At 70.7% G+C, this 16,227-nt stretch carries 15 protein-coding genes; 3 read left to right on the forward strand and 12 right to left on the reverse strand.

Going from position 1 to position 16,227, the window contains the following annotated elements:
- Positions 1-93: 93 nt before the first annotated feature.
- The 3 genes from KVT44_RS27030 to bldG all read right to left on the reverse strand — a co-directional run bounded on the left by KVT44_RS27030 (position 94) and on the right by bldG (position 3,692).
- Positions 94-2,499, reverse strand: coding sequence for a sodium-translocating pyrophosphatase (locus tag KVT44_RS27030; protein ID WP_217569259.1), 2,406 nt, complete (start codon positions 2,497-2,499; stop codon positions 94-96).
- A gap of 299 nt (positions 2,500-2,798) precedes the next feature.
- Complete coding sequence (locus KVT44_RS27035; RefSeq protein ID WP_099921394.1) at positions 2,799-3,233, reverse strand: ATP-binding protein; 435 nt, start codon at positions 3,231-3,233, stop codon at positions 2,799-2,801.
- 117 nt (positions 3,234-3,350) lie between these two features.
- Positions 3,351-3,692, reverse strand: coding sequence for an anti-sigma factor antagonist BldG (gene bldG, locus KVT44_RS27040; RefSeq protein ID WP_010986038.1), 342 nt, complete (start codon positions 3,690-3,692; stop codon positions 3,351-3,353).
- 80 nt (positions 3,693-3,772) lie between these two features.
- On the opposite strand from bldG, the gene KVT44_RS27045 reads away from it, so the two are divergent.
- The gene (locus KVT44_RS27045) at positions 3,773-6,226 is read left to right on the forward strand and encodes a DEAD/DEAH box helicase (RefSeq protein ID WP_217569260.1); all 2,454 of its coding nucleotides are present in this window, start codon (positions 3,773-3,775) and stop codon (positions 6,224-6,226) included.
- Here KVT44_RS27045 and KVT44_RS27050 read toward each other — a convergent pair.
- The 7 genes from KVT44_RS27050 to ssd all read right to left on the reverse strand — a co-directional run bounded on the left by KVT44_RS27050 (position 6,192) and on the right by ssd (position 11,235).
- Complete coding sequence (locus KVT44_RS27050; protein WP_217569261.1) at positions 6,192-6,638, reverse strand: Rv3654c family TadE-like protein; 447 nt, start codon at positions 6,636-6,638, stop codon at positions 6,192-6,194. The genes KVT44_RS27045 and KVT44_RS27050 overlap by 35 nt on opposite strands.
- Positions 6,635-7,048 (reverse strand): TadE family type IV pilus minor pilin, encoded by a 414-nt coding sequence (locus tag KVT44_RS27055; RefSeq protein ID WP_217569262.1) that lies wholly within the window; start codon positions 7,046-7,048, stop codon positions 6,635-6,637. The genes KVT44_RS27050 and KVT44_RS27055 overlap by 4 nt, the downstream gene beginning before the upstream one ends.
- A complete protein-coding gene (locus KVT44_RS27060) occupies positions 7,035-7,241 on the reverse strand; it encodes a DUF4244 domain-containing protein (RefSeq protein WP_190171278.1) in 207 nt (68 codons plus the stop codon). The genes KVT44_RS27055 and KVT44_RS27060 overlap by 14 nt, the downstream gene beginning before the upstream one ends.
- A 61-nt stretch (positions 7,242-7,302) precedes the next feature.
- Positions 7,303-8,085: a type II secretion system F family protein gene (locus KVT44_RS27065; protein WP_190171279.1), complete on the reverse strand. Its 783-nt coding sequence runs from the start codon at positions 8,083-8,085 to the stop codon at positions 7,303-7,305.
- Positions 8,082-8,951: a type II secretion system F family protein gene (locus KVT44_RS27070; protein ID WP_217569263.1), complete on the reverse strand. Its 870-nt coding sequence runs from the start codon at positions 8,949-8,951 to the stop codon at positions 8,082-8,084. The genes KVT44_RS27065 and KVT44_RS27070 overlap by 4 nt, the downstream gene beginning before the upstream one ends.
- The gene (locus tag KVT44_RS27075) at positions 8,951-10,144 is read right to left on the reverse strand and encodes a TadA family conjugal transfer-associated ATPase (protein ID WP_099921400.1); all 1,194 of its coding nucleotides are present in this window, start codon (positions 10,142-10,144) and stop codon (positions 8,951-8,953) included. The genes KVT44_RS27070 and KVT44_RS27075 overlap by 1 nt, the downstream gene beginning before the upstream one ends.
- Positions 10,141-11,235, reverse strand: a complete 1,095-nt coding sequence (ssd, locus tag KVT44_RS27080) for a septum site-determining protein Ssd (RefSeq protein ID WP_217569264.1) — start codon at positions 11,233-11,235, stop codon at positions 10,141-10,143. Before ssd ends, KVT44_RS27075 begins: the two co-directional genes overlap by 4 nt.
- A gap of 596 nt (positions 11,236-11,831) precedes the next feature.
- On the opposite strand from ssd, the gene KVT44_RS27085 reads away from it, so the two are divergent.
- Entirely contained in the window at positions 11,832-12,665 is an 834-nt protein-coding gene (locus KVT44_RS27085; protein ID WP_217569265.1) for an HAD family phosphatase, read from the forward strand.
- Between the two features lie 359 nt (positions 12,666-13,024).
- Here the strand turns inward: KVT44_RS27085 and KVT44_RS27090 are convergent, their stop codons facing one another.
- Positions 13,025-13,849 (reverse strand): oxidoreductase, encoded by an 825-nt coding sequence (locus KVT44_RS27090; protein ID WP_099921403.1) that lies wholly within the window; start codon positions 13,847-13,849, stop codon positions 13,025-13,027.
- Between the two features lie 101 nt (positions 13,850-13,950).
- On the opposite strand from KVT44_RS27090, the gene KVT44_RS27095 reads away from it, so the two are divergent.
- Entirely contained in the window at positions 13,951-14,931 is a 981-nt protein-coding gene (locus tag KVT44_RS27095; RefSeq protein ID WP_217569266.1) for an ATP-binding protein, read from the forward strand.
- Here KVT44_RS27095 and KVT44_RS27100 read toward each other — a convergent pair.
- Positions 14,921-16,192 carry a hypothetical protein gene (locus KVT44_RS27100; RefSeq protein ID WP_190171282.1) on the reverse strand — a complete coding sequence of 424 codons (1,272 nt, stop codon included), beginning with the start codon at positions 16,190-16,192 and terminating at the stop codon, positions 14,921-14,923. The two genes, KVT44_RS27095 and KVT44_RS27100, sit on opposite strands and share 11 nt — an antisense overlap.
- Between the last annotated feature and the right edge of the window lie 35 nt (positions 16,193-16,227).

Below are 16,227 nucleotides of genomic sequence, written 5' to 3' on the forward strand. Positions count from 1 at the left end.
TCACGACACAGGGGTCAACACACACGAACGACGGGTGGGCGGCACGTCGCTGCGTGCCGCCCACCCGTGAGGACCTGCCCAAAGACCCGAACGCTACGAAACCACCGCGGCGTCGTGAGGCTTGGACACTCGTTCCGCGTTGTCTTCGTCACCCACGGCGATCCCGCGCCGCTTGGAGATGTACACCGCGCCCACGATCACGAGGATCGAGAGCACCGCGATCAGGATGCGCATACCGAGGTTCTTGTCGTCGCCGTACGAGAACTTCACGACCGCGGGTGCGATCAGCAGCGCCACCAGGTTCATCACCTTGAGGAGCGGGTTGATCGCGGGGCCCGCGGTGTCCTTGAAGGGGTCGCCGACGGTGTCGCCGATCACCGTGGCGGCGTGGGCCTCGCTGCCCTTGCCGCCGTGGTGGCCGTCCTCGACGAGTTTCTTCGCGTTGTCCCACGCACCGCCGGAGTTGGCGAGGAAGACCGCCATCAGCGTGCCGGTGCCGATCGCGCCCGCCAGATACGAACCGAGCGCGCCGACGCCGAGCGTGAAGCCGATGGCGATGGGCGCCAGGACGGCGAGCAGACCCGGAGTGGCCAGCTCCCGCAGGGCGTCCTTGGTGCAGATGTCGACGACCCGCCCGTACTCCGGCTTCTCCGTGTAGTCCATGATCCCGGGGTGCTCGCGGAACTGCCGCCGCACCTCGTAGACCACGGCACCCGCTGACCGGGACACCGCGTTGATCGCGAGGCCCGAGAACAGGAAGACGACCGCCGCGCCCGCGATCAGGCCCACCAGGTTGTTGGGCTGCGAGATGTCCATCATCAGGTTCAGCGGCGCGCCAGGACCGGAGACCTTCTCGCCCACGTCGTTCGCGGCCGTGAGGATCGCGTCCCGGTACGAGCCGAAGAGCGCCGAGGCCGCGAGGACGGCCGTGGCGATGGCGATGCCCTTGGTGATGGCCTTGGTGGTGTTGCCCACCGCGTCCAGGTCGGTGAGCACCTGGGCGCCCGCGCCCGTGACGTCGCCGGACATCTCGGCGATGCCCTGCGCGTTGTCGGAGACCGGACCGAAGGTGTCCATGGCGACGATGACGCCGACCGTGGTGAGCAGGCCTGTTCCGGCGAGCGCCACCGCGAACAGCGCGAGGATGATCGACGTACCGCCGAGGAGGAAGGCCCCGTAGACACTGAGGCCGATCAGCAGGGCGGTGTAGACGGCCGATTCCAGACCGATGGAGATACCGGCCAGGATGACGGTGGCCGCGCCGGTGAGCGAGCTCTTGCCGATGTCCCGTACGGGACGACGGGTGGTCTCGGTGAAGTAGCCGGTCAGCTGCTGGATGAGCGCGGCCAGCACGATGCCGATGGCCACCGCGATGAGCGCCAGGATCCGCGGATCGCCGTCCTTCGCCTTGATCGCCGCGTCCGTGACGCCGTCGAGGTCGGCGTACTTCCCCGGCAGGTAGATGAAGACGGCCACCGCCACCAGCACCAACGAGATCACCGCGGAGATGAAGAAGCCGCGGTTGATCGCGGACATGCCGCTGCGGTCGGAGCGTCGGGGTGCCACCGCGAAGATGCCGACCATCGCGGTGAGAACGCCGATCGCGGGCACGATCAGCGGGAAGGCGAGCCCGGAGTCGCCGAACGCCGCCTTGCCGAGGATCAGCGCGGCGACAAGCGTGACGGCGTACGACTCGAAGAGGTCCGCGGCCATGCCGGCGCAGTCGCCGACGTTGTCGCCCACGTTGTCGGCGATGGTCGCGGCATTGCGCGGATCGTCCTCCGGAATGCCCTGCTCGACCTTGCCGACCAGGTCGGCGCCGACGTCGGCGGCCTTGGTGAAGATGCCGCCGCCGACACGCATGAACATGGCGATCAGCGCCGCGCCGAGACCGAAGCCCTCCAGGACCTTCGGCGCGTCGGCCGCGTACACCAGCACCACACAGGAGGCGCCCAGCAGACCGAGCCCCACCGTGAACATGCCGACGACGCCGCCGGTACGGAAAGCGATCTTCATGGCTTTGTGCGAGACGGCGGTGAGATCCTTTTCGGGTTCGCCCTTGGCCGGAGTCGCTTCCCTTGCCGCGGCGGCCACGCGGACGTTGCTTCGTACGGCGAGCCACATACCGGTATAACCGGTGGTCGCCGAGAACACCGCGCCGATCAAGAAGAAGATCGATCGTCCGGCGCGCTGATTCCAGTCGTCCGCGGGCAGCAGCATGAGCAGGAAGAACACCACGACGGCGAATACACCGAGCGTGCGCATCTGCCGCCCCAGGTAGGCGTTCGCGCCTTCCTGGACCGCCGCCGCGATCTTCTTCATGCTGTCGGTGCCCTCGCCGGCCGCGAGCACTTGCCGTACCAGCACCCCGGCGACCGCCAGGGCCGCCAGGGCCACGGCACCGATGACCATCACGATCAAGCGATTGTCATTGGTCAGTACTGCGGCTGCGAAGGTAGTGGGATGGTCAAACTGATGAGGGGTAGAAAGCCCCGCCATTCGTCCTCCTTGACGCCTGTGCTGAGCTCAAGATGTGGACGGATTGTAGGTACCGGAACCTGATCAAAACAGTGCCCGGTAAACGGAATTCGCCTTCACATGCCCATCAGCGAATGATCGGCGGGCCTCCATGGAACCCAAAAGAAGTAATGCCCCAAAAGCGTTGACGCTTGATCCAATAATCGCGTGATTGATCGTGAATGAATTCACGAAAAGGCGGGGGCGGGTCCCGGCCGGGAGCGGGCATACAAAAAGGGCCCTGCTGAGCAGGGCCCTTCGAGTGTGTTGCGGGGGTGCGATCAGGGAACGAGCGCGGCCGGCGGCGTGGTCGGCCAGCTCATCTTGATCACTCCACCATGCTCACCGGCGGTGACTTCGACATCGTCGACGAGGCCACTGATGACCGCGAGGCCCATCTCGTCCTCCTCGGCATCCATGTCCGGATCACCCGTGGCACCGGGTGCCGTCTCACCGGGCACCGAACGCGGCGCCTCGTCGCCGACCTCGATGGAGAACTGCTTCTCCTCCTCGGTCAGCGTCACCCGCACCGGCGCCGAGATGCCGCTGCTCTGGTGCAGTCCGACGGCACGAGTACAGGCCTCGCCGACGGCGAGTCTGACCTCGTCGAGGACGGCCTCGTCCACTCCGGCCCTGCGCGCCACCGCTGCCGCCACCAGTCGGGCGGTCCTGACGTGCTCGGGCAGCGCGCTGAAGCGGAGTTCAACGGTGGCCATGCATCCCCCTCAACTACGGGCGTGCTGTCAGGGGGCCGGGCCGCCGAGGCCCGGTCCCCCGTCCATTGCTTCTACCGTCTCGGACACCACATCACTCGTGACGCCCAGAAGACGGGGTCAGTCGGTGGCCGCTACCGCTTCCTCGACCGAGGTGTGGATGGGGAACACCTTGGTGAGACCGGTGATGCGGAAGATCTTCAGAATGCGCTCCTGGTTGCAGACCAGTCGCAGCGAGCCCTCATGGGCACGCACACGCTTCAGGCCGCCCACCAGCACGCCGAGCCCGGTGGAGTCGAGGAAGTCCACGCCCTCCATGTCGACGACAAGGTGAAAATTGCCGTCGTTCACCAGCTCGACCAACTGCTCGCGCAGCTTGGGCGCGGTATATACATCGATTTCGCCACCGACCTCGACGACCGTACGATCGCCGACGGTACGGGTCGACAGGGACAGGTCCACGGATCCTCCAGCACCTTGCTATCGAGCGGTCATCCCAAGGGACACCTCGGCAGAGCCCCCGGGACGGTTCGCCAGCCGCGATGGCATTCAATCACTTACCGGCAGGCGTGCACGACGCCTTGGCCCCATTGTCCGTCACGCCAGTGACACACTCGATGCCGATGGCCAAGAATCATCGATCCGATCGACCCTCGACGGACACCGCTTCCCGCCCCGATCCAGGCACTGTCCTGGACCGGCTCGCCTCGGGGCCGAGCCGGGCTTCGCGCATCACTCATACGGAGCACTTGCCCCCGCGGGCGGGTCGCCATGCCGTGTGGCCCGACCGGATCCGTCCGGAGGTCATCGCCGCGGTGCAGGCCGCGGGCATCGAACACCCCTGGGCCCACCAGGCGCTGGCCGCCGAGCACGCCCTGGACGGCGACTCCGTGGTCGTCGCCACCGGCACCGCCTCGGGAAAGTCCCTGGCGTACCTCACACCGGTCCTGACGGCCCTTCTGGACGGCTCCGAGGCTCCGAACGGCCGGGGGGCCACCGCGCTCTATCTGGCCCCCACAAAGGCCCTCGCAGCCGATCAGCGCCGTTCGGTGAAGGAACTTTCACAACCTTTGGGCAATGCGGTTCGCCCAGCCGTGTACGACGGCGATACTCCGTTCGAGGAACGCGAGTGGGTACGGCAGTACGCCAACTACGTCCTGACCAACCCCGACATGCTGCACCGCGGGATATTGCCCTCCCACCCCCGCTGGTCCTCCTTCCTCCGCGCCCTGAAGTACGTCGTCATCGACGAGGTCCACACCTACCGCGGCGTCTTCGGCTCCCACGTGGCCCAGGTACTGCGCAGGCTGCGCCGCCTGTGCGCCCGCTACGGCTCCTCCCCCGTCTTCCTGCTGGCCTCCGCGACCGCCGCGGAGCCCTCGGTCGCCGCCCGTCGGCTGACCGGCCTCCCGGTCGTCGAGATCGCCGACGACGCCTCGCCCCGCGGCGAACTCGTGTTCGCCCTCTGGGAGCCCCCGCTCACCGAGTTGCACGGCGAGAAGGGAGCACCCGTTCGGCGTACCGCCACCGCCGAGACGGCCGACCTCCTCACCGACCTGACCCTCCAGGGCGTGCGCTCCGTCGCCTTCGTACGATCCCGCCGCGGCGCCGAGCTGATCGCGGTGATCGCCCAGGAGCGCCTCGCCGAGATCGACCGCTCACTGGCCCGGCGCGTGGCCGCCTACCGCGGCGGCTACCTCCCCGAGGAACGCCGCGCCCTGGAGCGCGCCCTGCACTCCGGCGAACTCCTCGGCCTCGCCGCCACCACCGCCCTCGAACTCGGCATCGACGTCTCCGGCCTGGACGCCGTCGTCATCGCGGGCTACCCGGGCACCCGGGCCTCCCTGTGGCAGCAGGCGGGCCGCGCCGGCCGCTCGGGGCAGGGCGCACTCGCCGTCCTCGTCGCCCGCGACGACCCGCTGGACACCTTCCTCGTGCACCACCCCGAGGCACTGTTCGACCAGCCGGTGGAATCCACCGTCCTCGACCCCGACAACCCGTACGTCCTCGCCCCGCACCTGTGCGCCGCCGCCTCCGAGATCCCCCTCACCGAAGAGGATCTGGAGCTCTTCGGCCCGGCCGCCGCGGATCTACTGCCACAGCTGGAGGCCGCGAAGCTGCTGCGCCGACGAACGACGGCATGGCACTGGACCCGTCGGGAGCGGGCCGCCGACCTGACCGACATCCGCGGCGAGGGCGGCAGTCCGGTACAGATCGTCGAGGCCGGGACCGGACGGCTGCTCGGCACGGTCGACGCGAGCTCCGCGCACACCACGGTCCACGAGGGCGCGGTCCACCTCCACCAGGGCCGTACGTACCTGGTGAAGCATCTGGACCTGGAGGACTCCGTCGCCCTGGTCGAGGAGGCCAACCCGCCGTATTCGACGGTCGCCCGCGACACGACGTCCATCTCCGTCCTGGAGACGGACATCGAAGTCCCCTGGGGCGAGGGCCGGTTGTGCTACGGCTCCGTCGAAGTCACCAACCAGGTCGTCTCCTTCCTGCGTCGTCGTGTCATCACCGGTGAAGTGCTGGGCGAGTCGAAACTCGACCTCCCTCCTCGTACGCTCCGCACGCGCGCCGTGTGGTGGACGGTCACCGAGGACCAGTTGGACGCGGCCCGGATCAACCCGGAGATCCTCGGCGGCGCGCTGCACGCCGCCGAGCACGCGTCGATCGGCATGCTCCCGCTGTTCGCCACCTGCGACCGCTGGGACATCGGCGGCGTGTCCATCCCGCTGCACCCGGACACGCTCCTGCCCACGGTCTTCGTCTACGACGGCCACCCGGGCGGCGCGGGGTTCGCGGAGCGCGCCTTCCACACCGCCCGCGCCTGGCTCACCGCCACCCGGCAGGCCATCGCGTCCTGCGAGTGCGAGGCCGGCTGCCCGTCCTGCATCCAGTCCCCCAAGTGCGGCAACGGGAACGAGCCGCTGCACAAACGGGGCGCTGTGCGGCTTCTCACGGAGTTGCTGCGGGAGGCGCCGGAGGGCTAGGCGCCGGCTCCTGTGGTCTCGCGGGACCGGCTCTGGACCTGACCTCCACGTCGAAGGGGCCGGCGCCCGACGCGGCCGTGACGTCCGAGATCTCGCCCTCCACGGCGCACCGCACCAGCCGGGCACGCTGGGCCCGCGCCACCCGGTCCGCCTGGGCGCAGGCCGCCGTGCCGCCGTACGCCCAGTGGTCCGCCGCGGCGAGCGCGGCCAGGTCGGCCGCCCCCGCCGCGCGGTGCCGGACCACGACCGCCTGTCCCATGGCCAGGGCGGCCCCGAACACGACACACAACACGGCGATCGCCCCGACGGTCCAGACGGTGGCCGATCCTCTGTCCGAGCAACGGATCCGGTAGGTGTGCCATCTGTTCCAGGCCGCTGTCCGCGCGACGTCACCGCGGCTCCGGACCCTCATCCCCTCACCACCCCCACGGTCTCCTCCGCCAGCGCCACGGCCTCGTCGCTGAGCTCCAGCGACAGTCCGTCCGGTCCCGGCGCGCTCGCCTTGACCGTGACCCGGACGAGGTCGCCCTCCCGGGTCACCGTGACCCTGGCGCCGCGCGGTGCCGCGCGGCGGGTCGTCGCCAGCACCGTGTCCGGCGGGTCCTGGCGGGCCGCCGCGCGGGCGCCCGCCCTGGCCGCGTCCACGCACTGGATCTGCGCCGACGCGGCGAGCAGGGCCCAGACCAGCGCCATTCCGACGAGCACCAGCGAGGGCAGCACCACGGCGGCCTCGGCGGTCACGAATCCCCGGTCCCCGCTCCGGTCCCAACTCCGGCCCCGGCCCCGGCCCCGGCCCACCGTCCCGCGTTCACATCGGCGCATTGAGCGCCCGCCCCACGATGCCCTGCAACTCCGCGCCGACCTGGCCGCTCGTCACCACCTTGTAGAGCACCGCCGCGAAGGCCACCGCCGCGAGGACACCCACCGCGTACTCGGAGGTGACCATTCCCGCGTCCCTGCGCGCCGCCAGGCCCAGCAGCCACGCCCGCATCCGTACGCTCACCGTCTTGCACATCTCAACCCCCGTAAGGTTCGAACCTGTTGATCGCCCGTCGTTCACCGCACGCCGCCGCCCGTCATCCGCCACCCCCTCCCAACACCCCGTCCGCCAGCCCGATCACCACGGGCAGGACGCCCATCGCGAGGAACGCGGGAAGAAAGCACAGCCCCACGGGCGCGGTGACCATGACGGCCGCCCGGCGCGCCCGCGCCGTCGCGGTGCGGCCCCGCTCGGCGCGGGCCTCCATGGCGAGCCGCCCGACCGGAACGGCCGCCGGTACGCCCGACTCGCCCGCCCGTTCCAGCAGCCGTGCCAGCGCCCCCGCGCCCGGGAGCGACGCCAACCTCCGCCATGCCTCGACCGGTTCGCCCCCGAGCCGCACCTCCGCCGCGCCCCGCGCGAGCCGCTCCCCCACCGGTCCGCCCAGGGCCTCGCCCACCGCCTGCGCCGCGACCACGGGGTCCGCCCCCGCCGCGATGCAGGCGGCGACCAGGTCGGCCGCCAGGGGGAGTTGCCGGGCGGCCAGCGCCACGTCGTACTCCTCCGCCGGCCCCGGTCTGCGTCGCTGCCGCCACCGCCAGGCCCCGAACCCGGCCAGCAGCCCCACCACAACCCCGGCAAGACCTCCGACCAGCACCCAGCCGGCGCACAGCGCGCCCGCCACCGGCAGCCACCGCCGCACGACGTCCCTGACCGCGAAGTGCCGCCTCTCGGGCGTCCTCTCCAGCGCCAGCAGCTCGGTCAGCCTTCTGCGCGCCCGTCGCTCACGCCGCGCCGCACCGAGCGCTCGCGGCAGCCACCCCACCGCCAGCGCCCCGCACACGAGCGCCCCCAGCCTGTGGACAACTTCCGTGCTCATGCCGCCTCCGCTCCCCTCACGATGCGCAGCGCCCACCACAACCCCACGCCCTCCAGCACCCCACCGACCACCAGACAGCCCAGGCCCGGCCCGCTGTGCAGCAGCACGTGCAGCGGATCCGCGCCCAGCGCGGTACCGAGCAGAAGGCCCAGAACGGGCAGCCCCGCGAGCATCACCGCCGTGGATCGCGATCCCGCCAATTGCGCTCGCAGATCGGCCCGTTGGTCCCGCTCGGCACACAGGGCCCCTTCCAGGCGGTCGAGGCCCGCCGCCAGGCCCGCGCCCCGGTCCACCGCCACCCGCCAACACGCGGCGAGCCCCACCAGCCCGTCGGCCCCCGGCTGCCGTGCCGCGTCGGTGAGCGCGCCCGGCACATCACCGCCGAACCGCGCCGCCGCCAGCACCACCGCCTGCGCCTCTCCGAGCCCGCCCGAGTCGTGTGCGGCTCTCCGCAGTGCCTCGCCCGGCTGATGCCCGGCCCGCACCTCGCCGGCCAGCGCCCCGCACAGGGCGATCACCGCCTCACCCCGACGCTCCCCCGCGCGCCGCGCCTCCCCGGCCCGCCGTACTCGGCGGAGCAGCGGCATCCCGGCCGCCCCGAGGAACAGCGGCACCACGGACGCGCCCAGTACCGCGATCACCAACCCGGCGACCAGTGACCACCCTTCGGGACGCAGCCGCTCACGTAGTCGCCGCCACTCGGCCCGTGCCCGCTCCCACGCCGGCGGTCCGGTGGCCACCACCCCGCCACCCGCGCACAGCAGCCGCGCCCTGCGTGCCCCCGCGTCCCAGCCGCCCATCAACCAGGCCGCCGCCCCGGCACACGCCATGGCCGCCCCCACCGAGATGTCACCGGCCCCCGCCATCACAGCCCACTCCCCTCGGTCCCGTCCCGGAGCAGCCCCCGCAGCCGCTCCCACCCCCGCTCGTACGCGAACGCCTCCGCGCCCCACCGCAGCGCGGGCACCGTCACCACCAACCCCGTCGCATCGCGCTCCAGGACATGCACCTCGGCGATCCGCCGCCGCCCGGCCCGGTCGCGTACGAGATGCAGGACCACGGACAGCGCCGCGGCCAACTGGCTGTGCAGCGCGGCCCTGTCGAGCCCTGCCGCCGTGCCCAGGGCCTCCAGACGGGCCGGTACCTGCGCCGCCGCATTCGCGTGCACCGTTCCGCAGCCGCCCTCGTGGCCGGTGTTGAGCGCCGCCAGGAGCGACACGACCTCCGGTCCGCGCACCTCGCCCACCACCAGCCGGTCCGGTCGCATGCGCAGGGCCTGGCGGACCAGGTCCTGCAGCGCCACGAGTCCGACGCCCTCCTGGTTGGCCGGCCGCCCCTCCAGGCGCACCACATGAGGATGGTCGGGCCGCAGCTCCGCCGAGTCCTCGGCCAGCACGATCCGCTCCCCGGCGCCGACCAGCCCCAGCAGCGCGCTCAGCAGGGTCGTCTTGCCGCTTCCGGTGCCACCGCTGATCAGGAACGACAGCCGGGCGTCCAGCAGGGCTCTGAGTACCCGGCCCCCGCCGGGCGGGACTGTCCCCGCCGCCACCAACTCGTCGAGGGTGAACGCGCGCGGCCGTACGACCCGCAGCGACAGGCAGGTGGAGCCGACGGCCACCGGGGGCAGCACCGCGTGCAGGCGGGTGCCGTCCGGAAGCCGGGCGTCGACCCAGGGGCGGGCGTCGTCGAGCCTTCGCCCGGCCACGGCCGCGAGGCGCTGCGCGAGGCGTCGTACGGCCGCCGCGTCCGGAAAGGAGACGGTCGTCAGTTCCAGGCCACCGCCCCGGTCCACCCACACCCGGTCCGGCGCGGACACCAGGACGTCGGTCACCGACGGGTCGGCGAGCAGCGGCTCCAGCGGTCCACTGCCGACCAGCTCGGAGCGCAACCGCTCGGCGGCGCCGAGGACTTCGGCGTCTCCGAGCACTCGCCCCTGCTCACGCAGGGCCTGTGCCACGCGCGCGGGTGTCGGCTCCGACCCGCTCTCGGCGAGCCACTGCCGTACGCCGTCCAGCAGTCCCGTGCCGGTCCCCGCGCCCGTGCCCGCCTCCCGGCTCATACGCCCCCGCCTTCCACCGCAACCCGCTGCCAGAAGGCCGTGCAGAACCGGGCGAGCGGCCCCCGCGCCGCTCCCCCGGGTGGCACGCCGGTGTCCAGCGGCGCGGATTCCGCGGGCACCTCACCGACCAGCGGCAGTCCGAGCAGGCGGGCCACTTCGCGGTCGTCGAGGCCCGGCGCGTAGGGGCCGCGGACCGCGACGCGCAGATCGCGCAGGACCATGCCGACCACGGACGCCACCCGTTTGGCCGCCGCGACGGCACGCAGATCGGCGGGGACGACCAGCAGTCCGAGGTCGAGCTGGGCGAGGGCTTCCGCGACTCCTTCGTCGACGCGGCGGGGCAGGTCGACGACCACGGTGCCGCCGCGCCGTCTGGCGGCGGCCAGGACCGCGCGGACGGCCTGCGCCGGGATGGTGACGGAGTCGCCGCGGTCCCAGCTGAGGACGCGCAGCGCGTGCAGTTCGGGAAGGGACTCCTCCAGGGCGCCGCCGCCGACCCTGCCGCGGGAGGCGGCGAACGCCGGCCAGCGCAGGCCTTCGGCGGCCTCTCCGCCCAGGAGTACGTCGAGTCCGCCACCCAGGGGATCCGCGTCCACGAGCAGGGTGCGGCGTCCCTCGCGCGCAGAGGTGACGGCGAGCGCGCAGGCCAGCGTGGAGGCTCCGGCCCCGCCGCGGCCGCCGATCACGCCGACGGTGAGCGCGGGTCGGCCGACTCCCTCGGCCACGTCGGCGATGCGGTCGACGAGCCACTGCTCGCCGTCCGGAAGCATCAGGACGTGGTCGGCTCCGATCTCGACAGCCCGTTTCCAGACGCCGGAGTCGTCCTGGTCCCGGCCGACCAGCACGACTCCGCGTCGGCGCGCTGCTCCGCGTACGCGCCGCGCCGCGTCGTCGCCGACCAGGACGAGCGGTGCCGCCTCCCAGCTGCCGCGGCCCTCAGGCACCCCGTGGTGGACCTCCGGCCTCGCGCCCGCCGCGGCGCACAGGCGCAGCAGGTCGTCGAGGAGTTCGGCGTCCTCCGTGACGATCAATGGTCCGCCCTGCCGCCCGTCGGCGGCGGGCGGCAGGTCGTGTGTGATGGCTCCCGCCACGATCTCCAGCCCCCTTCGCTGCTCCTTGCGCGGAGCTCGCAAGGTCCTCTGCGGACCCGCGATTCCCGCTCGTGTGAAGAACCGGCAAGCGGCCTCCATATGAACGGCCGATACGAACCGGCCAAACGCGTCCGACAAACGGAACCCGCCATGAACTTGCCGCGAGGAACTCGCCGCGAGCGGGACGCGCTGGAATCACGGTGCAGCGATCCAGAAAATCGTGTGGATCTTGGTCGATAACTGTGGACAACTCAGTGGTTGTGAATATCGCCTTCACCCATACCGGTGAGTCGCCTGTGACTTCCACAGAGCAGCCTCACGGATACGCGGAGTGACGAATCATGGGCACGCGGAAGGGGCGGCCACAGCGGTGACAACGGGGTCCCGGGGCCGCGCGAAAGAGGGGAAAAACCCATCCGGACATGCGACGACCCCCGCCGGGGGGGAGAGCGGGGGTCGTCCCCACGGCCGACTCGGGGGGGGAGGAGCCGGACCGGGTTAGCACGGTCGCGAACGATCCGTGACTTCCATGGTGTACCCGAGAGCCCTCTCAGGCAAACCCACGCGCCCCACACTAGCCCGAATGGTGGGCGCATATGCTCGGGCTCGTGGAAAACCACTCCTTGCCTCGCACGGCAGCCTTCTTTGACCTGGACAAGACGGTCATTGCGAAGTCGAGCACGCTCACGTTCAGCAAGTCGTTCTACCAAGGCGGGCTGATCAACCGAAGGGCCGTGTTGCGCACCGCATATGCCCAGTTCGTGTTCATGGCGGGCGGCGCGGACCACGATCAGATGGAGCGGATGCGCGCATACCTGTCCGCGCTGTGCCGGGGCTGGAACGTCCAGCAGGTCAAGGAGATCGTCGCCGAGACGCTGCACGACCTGATCGACCCGATCATTTACGACGAGGCCGCCTCCCTCATCGAGGAGCACCACACCGCCGGGCGCGACGTCGTGATCGTCTCCACGTCCGGGGCGGAAGTGGTCGAACCGATCGGAGAGCTGCTCGGCGCGGACCGGGTGGTGGCCACGCGCATGGTCGTCGGCGAGGACGGCTGCTTCACCGGAGAAGTGGAGTACTACGCGTACGGTCCGACGAAGGCCGAGGCGGTCAAGGAGCTGGCCGCGTCCGAGGGGTACGACCTCGGACGCTGCTACGCCTACAGCGACTCCGCGACCGACGTTCCGATGCTGGAGGCCGTCGGCCATCCCCATGCGGTGAATCCGGACCGTGCGCTGCGACGCGAGGCACTTGCCCGCTCGTGGCCGATTCTGGACTTCCACCGGCCGGTCCGGCTCAAGCAGCGGCTGCCCGCGCTGTCGGTGCCACCGCGTCCGGCGCTCGTCGCGGCGGCCGCGATAGGAGCGGCGGCAGCCACGGCGGGACTCGTCTGGTACGCGAGCAAACGGCGCGCGACGGTGATGTGAGCGCGTCACGCGTGTGCGTGCGGCACATTTACGTCCCGATTCACTCCCATTTGAACCTAAAAGTAAAGAAGTACAGCCAGGGGTTCCGCTTCCTCTGAACCAGGAGTAGAAAGGGTTTAACGGCCCGCGAGACCAAGGACATCCGAAAGGATCACCTTCAAACGCAACCAAGGCCCCACGGACCGCGCATGGACATCGAGCACCCACGCGACGTCGACCCGTCGATTACGGGCCAGCCGCACCAGGTGACGGGCAGGAGTTCCCGACCTGATGGGCAACATATCGAGGACGCTTGGTAACCCGGTGAGCATGCCAGCGGCGGTACGAAAACTCGTACCGCCGCAACCCTGTCCGGAGACTTACGCCGCGCCGCGCTGAAGCGCCTCGCAGACGGCTGTCGACTCCCTGGCTCCCAGTTCAATCGCCCGGCCGCAGTGGGCGATCCAGGTCGCCATGCCCTCCGGGGTGCCGGAGACGTAGCCTTCCAGTGCCGCCAGGTAGGCCGCGCGGCCCGGCTCGGCGTGACCGACCTCCGCCGGGCAGACGGATTTGGGGTCCAGACCGCTGCCGACCAGGACGATGCGCTCGGCCGCGCGTGCGACCAGGCCGTTGTGGGTGCCGAAGGGGCGCAGGGCGAGCAGTTCGCCGTGCACGACGGCAGCCGTCACCAAGGCCGGGGCCGAACCACCCGCGATGATCAGCTGCGAGAGCCCTTCGAGTCGGCCGGCCACCTCGGTCGCGTCCGGCAGGGGCAGCTCGACGAGCGGCTCGTCGACCGGTTCGCCGTCCTGGCGGGGCCTGCCGACGGTGTCCTCCTGGCCCGCGGCCGCGACGAGGTGCAGCCGGGCCAGCACCCGGAGGGGCGACTGTCGCCAGATGGACAGGAGTTGGCCCGCCTCGGCGGTCAGCCGCAGGGCCGCGCCGACCGTGTGGGCTTCCTCGTCACCACTGAAGTCGGTGCGGCGGCGTACCTCTTCGAGGGCCCAGTCGGCACCGGACAGCGCCGCGGAACCACGGGCGCCCCGCAGTGCGGCCTCGGAAGTGATCTCGTTGCTGCGGCGCCGCATGATCCGGTGTCCGTAGACCCGGTCCACTGCCTTGCGGACGGACTCGACGGATTCGGCCACGCCGGGCAGCGAGCCCAGGGCCGCGAGCGGATCGGCGGTCGCGCCTGTCGTACTCATGAGTACGACCCTACGCACCCCGGCGGCCCACCCCACGAAGGAGTGGTCTTCTTCACGTCACCAGGGCACCGTGCGCAATCAGCCCACTACCCTTGGTGAACATGAAAATTGCTTTCGTAGGGAAGGGCGGCAGCGGCAAGACGACCCTGTCCTCCCTCTTCATCCGCCACCTCGCGGCCTCGGGATCGCCGGTCGTCGCGGTGGACGCCGACATCAACCAACACCTGGGGGCCGCCCTCGGCCTCGACGATGCGGTGGCCGCCGGGCTGCCCGCCATGGGCCCGCGGCTAAAGCTGATCAAGGACTACCTGCGCGGCTCCAATCCGCGGATCACGTCCGCCGAGACGATGATCAAGACGACCCCGCCCGGTGAGGGGTCCCGACTGCTGCGGGTGCGCGAGAACAATCCGGTGTACGACGCCTGTGCGCGGCCGGTGGAACTCGACGGCGGCGCCGTCCGTTTGATGGTCACCGGCCCGTTCAGCGAGGCCGATTTGGGAGTGGCCTGCTACCACTCCAAGACCGGTGCAGTGGAGCTCTGCCTGAACCATCTCGTCGACGGCCAGAGCGAGTACGTCGTCGTGGACATGACGGCTGGCTCCGACTCCTTCGCGTCCGGGATGTTCACCCGCTTCGACATCACGTTCCTCGTCGCCGAGCCGACCCGGAAAGGGGTCTCCGTCTATCGGCAGTACAAGGAGTACGCCCGCGACTTCGGAGTCATCCTGAAGGTCGTCGGCAACAAGGTGCAGGGCCAGGACGACATCGACTTCCTCCGCGCCGAGGTCGGTGACGACCTCCTGGTCACAGTCGGGCACTCGGACTGGGTGCGCGCCATGGAGAAGGGCCGCCCACCCCGGTTCGAGCTCCTGGAGGACGCCAACCGTCGCTCCCTGCGCACCTTGCAGACCGCCGCCGACGCCACGTACGAGCTGCGGGACTGGGAGCGCTACACGCGCCAGATGGTGCACTTCCACCTGAAGAACGCGGGCAGCTGGGGCAACGAGAGGACCGGGGCCGACCTGGCGGCGCAGGTCGACCCCGGTTTCGTGCTGGGAGAGGGACTGGTGGCTACGGCTTGAGGGCCGGCGCCCCGGGGATGCCCTTCGGGGCCGGGGCGGGGCGGCCCGACAGGAAGGACGCCCAGCCCTGCTTCGGGACCTCTCCGACGTTGAGGCCGCGCAGCCTGTCCAGCGTGGCCGGGTCCTGGGCGTCGAGCCAGTCGGCGAGTTGCCGGAAGGAGACGCAGCGGACGTCGGGCTTGTTGCAGACGTTCTCCACGACCTGGTCGATGGCACGCATGTAGGTGCCGCCGTTCCAGGACTCGAAGTGGTTGCCGATGATCAGCGGCGCGCGGTTGCCGTCGTAGGCGCGGTCGAAGCCCTTGAGCAGGCCGTCACGCATCTGGTTGCCCCAGTACTCCCGCTTGTCGGGGTCGCCCTGGGTCTGTGTGCCCGACTGGTTGACCATGAAGTTGTAGTCCATGGTGAGCTGCTCGAAGGTGTGCCCGGGGAAGGGAACCAGCTGCATCGACAGATCCCACAGGCCGTTCTTCTTCTTGGGCCAGACCTGGTTGTTGACACCGCTGGTGTCATAGCGGAAGCCCAGCTGCCGGGCCGCCTTCATGAAGTTCTTCTGGCCCTCCAGGCAGGGCGTGCGGGCGCCGATGAGCTCCTTGTCGTAGTCGAAGGGCAGCGGAGCCGCGTTCTTCATGCCGGCGTTGGTCTTCCAGGACTTCACGAACGCCTTCGCCTGGGCGATCTCGCTCTTCCACTCCGCGACCGACCACTCGCCGACACCGCCGTCCGCACCACAGAAGTGGCCATTGAAGTGCGTGCCGATCTCGTTGCCCTCCAGCCACGCACCGCGTAGCTGCTCGACGGTGTCCTTGATGCCCTTCTCGTCGTTGAAGCCGATCTCCGAGCTGCCCGGCGAGTGCTCTGGCGGCTTGTACAGCTCGCGCTTGTCCTCCGGCAGCATGTACACGCCGCTCAGGAAGTAGGTCATCGTCGCCCCGTTGGCCTTGGCGACCGTGCGGAAGTGCGAAAAGAGCTTCTGGCTGTCCTCGCCGGCGCCGTCCCACGAGAAGACCACGAACTGCGGGGGCTTCTGACCGGGCTTCAGCCGCTCGGGCTTGGGCAGATGCGGCTGCGCTCCGGTGTACGCGGTGGAGCCGTCGCCGATCAGGCGGACCGCGCTCTGGGGCGCCGGCGCCCCCTCCGCCTCGTTCGCGCCGTGCGCGCCTTCCTTGGAACCGGTGGTGCCGGTGGCGCAACCGGCGAGCGCCGTGGCGCAGGCCGCGGCGACTGCTACGCCCGCGGCGATCCTCTGGGTGGCGGCCATCTCCGCCCACCTTCTTCCTTCTGTCAGAGCAACGC

The sequence above is a fragment of the Streptomyces sp. GbtcB7 genome (genome assembly GCF_019091445.1).
GTDB classification, from domain to species: Bacteria; Actinomycetota; Actinomycetes; order Streptomycetales; family Streptomycetaceae; genus Streptomyces; species Streptomyces mirabilis.

What these genes read in the sequence shown, in the direction of transcription:
- KVT44_RS27030 (WP_217569259.1), bottom strand. Translation starts at nt 2,499, where the DNA reads ATGGCGGGGCTTTCTACCCCTCATCAGTTTGACCATCCCACTACCTTC.
- KVT44_RS27035 (WP_099921394.1), bottom strand. Translation starts at nt 3,233, where the DNA reads ATGGCCACCGTTGAACTCCGCTTCAGCGCGCTGCCCGAGCACGTCAGG.
- KVT44_RS27045 (WP_217569260.1), top strand. Translation starts at nt 3,773, where the DNA reads ATGGCATTCAATCACTTACCGGCAGGCGTGCACGACGCCTTGGCCCCA.
- KVT44_RS27050 (WP_217569261.1), bottom strand. Translation starts at nt 6,638, where the DNA reads ATGAGGGTCCGGAGCCGCGGTGACGTCGCGCGGACAGCGGCCTGGAAC.
- KVT44_RS27055 (WP_217569262.1), bottom strand. Translation starts at nt 7,048, where the DNA reads ATGCGCCGATGTGAACGCGGGACGGTGGGCCGGGGCCGGGGCCGGGGC.
- KVT44_RS27060 (WP_190171278.1), bottom strand. Translation starts at nt 7,241, where the DNA reads ATGTGCAAGACGGTGAGCGTACGGATGCGGGCGTGGCTGCTGGGCCTG.
- KVT44_RS27065 (WP_190171279.1), bottom strand. Translation starts at nt 8,085, where the DNA reads ATGAGCACGGAAGTTGTCCACAGGCTGGGGGCGCTCGTGTGCGGGGCG.
- KVT44_RS27070 (WP_217569263.1), bottom strand. Translation starts at nt 8,951, where the DNA reads ATGGCGGGGGCCGGTGACATCTCGGTGGGGGCGGCCATGGCGTGTGCC.
- KVT44_RS27075 (WP_099921400.1), bottom strand. Translation starts at nt 10,144, where the DNA reads ATGAGCCGGGAGGCGGGCACGGGCGCGGGGACCGGCACGGGACTGCTG.
- KVT44_RS27085 (WP_217569265.1), top strand. Translation starts at nt 11,832, where the DNA reads ATGCTCGGGCTCGTGGAAAACCACTCCTTGCCTCGCACGGCAGCCTTC.
- KVT44_RS27090 (WP_099921403.1), bottom strand. Translation starts at nt 13,849, where the DNA reads ATGAGTACGACAGGCGCGACCGCCGATCCGCTCGCGGCCCTGGGCTCG.
- KVT44_RS27095 (WP_217569266.1), top strand. Translation starts at nt 13,951, where the DNA reads ATGAAAATTGCTTTCGTAGGGAAGGGCGGCAGCGGCAAGACGACCCTG.
- KVT44_RS27100 (WP_190171282.1), bottom strand. Translation starts at nt 16,192, where the DNA reads ATGGCCGCCACCCAGAGGATCGCCGCGGGCGTAGCAGTCGCCGCGGCC.